Raw genomic sequence first — 3,605 nt, forward strand, 5'->3', positions numbered from 1 at the left:
CAGGCACATGAATATCACCACCGTTGGTGATATTCTCCATTCCACTGGTTGATCCTCCACTTTCCTCAAACTACGTTGCCTGAAGGGGCAATAGCACGCCGCAAGGACTTTCCAGCTGTTAAAATTGATCGATCCATTCGAGTGCCGAAAGCAGCACTAGAAGAATGGCTATCAAATCAAAGGAGGTAATGACATGCGGGGGCACATTCGCAAAAGAGGAAGCACATGGAGTGTTGTCGTGGATGTTGGGTATGACGAGAACGGAAAGCGAATTCGAAAGTGGTTCGGAGGGCACAAGACGAAGAAAGACGCAGAGGCGTTCTTGGCGCAGAAGATTGCTGAAATCGAATCAGGGTCGTATGTTTCAACCCCTAAGCAAAAGTTTGGAGAGTATATGCGCGAGTGGATGCAGGACAAGCGGTCAACTCTTAGAGAGGATACATTCCGTTCGTATAGTTGGCTGGTTAATGGGCACATCATTCCGAAGCTTGGCAACGTTGAACTGGCTAAACTCACACCCAAACACATTCAGGATTGCTACAGGAAAATGCAACAAGGAGACAAGGCGCTATCAAATCGTTCTGTCCAATTTGCTCACGCAATCATTAGACAAGCCCTAGATCGGGCTGTTAAGTGGGGATGGCTTGCCAGAAACGTTGCGGATGCAGTAGATCCACCACGTGTGGAACGGAGAGAGTACAAGATCTGGACTGCGGAACAAGCACTACAATTTCTTGAATCGGCTAAATCCGAGGACAGTCGTTATTGGATTGGATTCTTCCTCGCGATTATGACAGGCATGCGGCAAGGTGAAATCTTGGCGCTGCGTTGGAAGGATGTAGACTTTACCAACCAAGTTGCCATTGTTAACGGTACCCTAAAGTGGATCGATGGTCAGCCTTTGATAAAGGAACCGAAGACGGAAAAAAGCAGACGCGCGGTTGCATTGTCAACGGAAACAGTCAATGCGCTGAGAAAGCATAAGGCAAAGCAAACGAAAGAACGACTCAAAATGGGGGCTGAATATCAGGATCATGATTTGGTAATTGCTCGTCCGAATGGGTACTATATGCACCCCAAGACATTTGACGACGCATGGTATCGTGCGTTGAAAAAGTCAGGGTTGCCACGTATCCGATTCCATGATCTTCGACACACGCACGCAAGCCTGATGCTGTTACAAGGTGTTCATCCGAAGATTGTAAGCGAACGGCTCGGACACAGTACAATCACGATTACGATGGATACGTATTCGCACCTAGTCCCAGGGCTGCAACGCGAGGTTGCACAGCAATTTGACGACGTGTTATTCAAACGGGTGCAAAAGTGAATGAACAAAGCGATGGTTGCAAATCGGTTGCAAGTGAACCAAACGGACTTAACAAAAAGAGAAAGTGTGGATTCTCAATGGCCTGAGAACCCGCACCACATAAGGGTTTTTACCTGGTGCCGAGAACGGGACTCGAACCCGTACGGGGTTGCCCCCGGCAGATTTTAAGTCTGCTGCGTCTGCCAATTCCGCCACCCCGGCATGCTTCTCATGTCGCAGTGTATCACGCTGGGGACGCTGAATCAATGCTCTGTTCGGCGAACACTCCATCGGACGGAAGCGTCAACGCAAGGTCTTTACCACGGCAGACAGCATTTATGGTAAAATGTACATATCAACAATTTTTATCCGGTTTGAAATCTCGGGATTTCACGTCATCATCGGGCCGTACTACACACGACGCAGGAGGGACACAGGTAATGAGCATTGGCATCATATTATCCTTGATGGCTGTCATACTATCCGGATGTGCGTGGTTGATAAATCGCAGCAGGGTCAACGGACTCCTGTTCGCGGTGATGACCCTGCAATGCCTGGCTTGGATGGTTCCACCGGTTTGGAAACTTGTCCTGTCTGCATCGGCCCTTGTTTGTTCCCTTTTGACATTGCGGTCCGTAATCCGGAGACGACCCGCGGCTTAAACCAAACCACCAACACAGGATCGCGTCCACACCAAGCCGCTTCGATGGCTTGGTGTGGAAAATCCGTCAACAAGCGTCCGGTGCGTGCCTGGCCTAACGCCACAGATCAAACCTGTCGTTGCCGCAGGCGATGACGCGTAAACAGCAGCATGGAGAACACCGCCAACAGGGCCACCCACGTACAGGCGGCGATGTTCAGCCACGCCGTCTCCTGGGCTTCGACCACCCGTAGCATCCGGCCCGAGAGAACGAACCCACCGCCATGCCCATCGTAACGCTGAACTACTGCGGCGATTCTCACATTCGGTTGCGGCTGCCAGGTGATGGTATCCTTCCCGTGCGCAAGAGTATACTGGAGTACCCCCGATGGCAGCTCTGGTGTCTGTCCGTTCAGGCGAACGTTGCTCTCCACCACATGGCCCTGGTTGTCGTAGACGATGACAAACGGCGAGAGACTGGACGCCACATCCACCGATGCCTGCGGTACCACCGTTTTCGCATCCTGCCCAGCATCGAGCGAGGCCACGATGTCGCGCACGATGGTCTCCTGCGGGAAATTGGCGCTCATTCGCAGGTGCTGCTGCACCGCCGTATAGCCAAACAGACACAACATGAACAGCATCGCTGCGCCCGCCGCAAACTGTATCCGCCACAGCCCCTTGCGCTCCCAGAACAGTTGGGCTCGAAGGGCCCCCAGCACCAGATCCAAATGCGTCCGCCAGGTGACGCGATGGCTTTCCAGCACAGCCTTCATCTCATCCTCGTAACGTGTTCTCCAAGCTCTTGGATAGAGCTTCAGCAACCAGTGCAGGACGGGATCCACACGAATCGACCTCCTTCCGCCGACCGTTCATGCAACCTCATCCGCCGTTTTCCCTCTTCGGAGAGTTTTTCAAACATCGCAATCCGCTCTCGGAACAACGCCTCCCCCGCCGCCGTGATCTCGTAGGGCCGCCGCCGTTCATCTGTCGCCAGGGCGCGGATGAAACCGCGTTCCTCGAGGCGGCTGATGGCCCCGTACAGCGTTCCAGGCTCCAGGGACACACCGCTGAACGCCTGAATGTCCTCCATCATGGCATAGCCGTGTTTCGGGCCTGTCGAGAGGCTGGCGAGGATGAGGAACGAAGGATCGGAAAAGTGAGTAATATCTGGTCTCGGCACAGGTCCACCCCCACACGGAGCTACGTAAAAATTACTAAGTATAACTTAATATTAGCGAATGGACGATCCGTTCGTCAACTGGACCTTTAACATTTGTTCGAAAGACATTTTGAACCAAGTAAAAGACAGTAGCGGAGAGAATTCCGTTTGTTGAAGACGCAGTGGCGCTGTGTTACTGCGCCATCGACTCGGCCACACCTCTTCAGGCAAAGATTATAGCATTTGCAGCTCTGGCCTACTTTATTAGTCCGCTTGACGGAATACCTGATGGGATCCCTTATCCGGGGGAGATCGATGATTGGGTGGTCGTACTAATGGCTATGGCCAAGTGGCATGGTGAGATTACGAATGAACATCGTCGCATGGCTCGTGAGGATGGGCGTATTGAACCCCACATTGTCAAGACAGATGGGATGGCTTTTAAGAAAGAGATGATAGATTTACAATTCAGATAAAAACCGTCTCACGCTGCG

5 protein-coding genes and 1 tRNA gene are annotated in these 3,605 nt (G+C 52.3%); 3 read left to right on the top strand and 3 right to left on the bottom strand.

Annotation, left to right across the window (positions count from 1 at the left end; genetic code table 11):
- Positions 1 to 75: 75 nt before the first annotated feature.
- Together G463_RS24160 and G463_RS0117055 are read left to right on the top strand one after the other, a co-directional pair.
- Positions 76 to 189: a helix-turn-helix domain-containing protein gene (locus G463_RS24160; RefSeq protein WP_425387080.1), complete on the top strand. Its 114-nt coding sequence runs from the start codon at positions 76 to 78 to the stop codon at positions 187 to 189.
- Positions 190 to 193: 4 nt separating this feature from the next.
- Positions 194 to 1,330, top strand: coding sequence for a site-specific integrase (locus tag G463_RS0117055; RefSeq protein WP_026976095.1), 1,137 nt, complete (start codon positions 194 to 196; stop codon positions 1,328 to 1,330).
- A 114-nt stretch (positions 1,331 to 1,444) separates the two neighbouring features.
- On the opposite strand, the gene G463_RS0117060 is transcribed toward G463_RS0117055, so the two are convergent.
- The 3 genes from G463_RS0117060 to G463_RS21220 all read right to left on the bottom strand — a co-directional run bounded on the left by G463_RS0117060 (position 1,445) and on the right by G463_RS21220 (position 3,132).
- Positions 1,445 to 1,531: transfer RNA gene (locus G463_RS0117060), tRNA-Leu, on the bottom strand.
- Positions 1,532 to 2,077: 546 nt separating this feature from the next.
- Positions 2,078 to 2,794 carry a hypothetical protein gene (locus G463_RS0117070; protein WP_026976097.1) on the bottom strand — a complete coding sequence of 239 codons (717 nt, stop codon included), beginning with the start codon at positions 2,792 to 2,794 and terminating at the stop codon, positions 2,078 to 2,080.
- Positions 2,767 to 3,132 carry a PadR family transcriptional regulator gene (locus tag G463_RS21220; protein ID WP_051322413.1) on the bottom strand — a complete coding sequence of 122 codons (366 nt, stop codon included), beginning with the start codon at positions 3,130 to 3,132 and terminating at the stop codon, positions 2,767 to 2,769. Before G463_RS21220 ends, G463_RS0117070 begins: the two co-directional genes overlap by 28 nt.
- 161 nt (positions 3,133 to 3,293) lie before the next feature.
- Between G463_RS21220 and G463_RS21225 the strand changes: the two genes are divergently transcribed.
- Positions 3,294 to 3,587 carry a YkvA family protein gene (locus G463_RS21225; protein WP_051322414.1) on the top strand — a complete coding sequence of 98 codons (294 nt, stop codon included), beginning with the start codon at positions 3,294 to 3,296 and terminating at the stop codon, positions 3,585 to 3,587.
- The last annotated feature ends 18 nt before the right edge of the window (positions 3,588 to 3,605 follow it).

This window comes from Alicyclobacillus contaminans DSM 17975, assembly GCF_000429525.1.
GTDB lineage: Bacteria > Bacillota > Bacilli > Alicyclobacillales > Alicyclobacillaceae > Alicyclobacillus_A > Alicyclobacillus_A contaminans.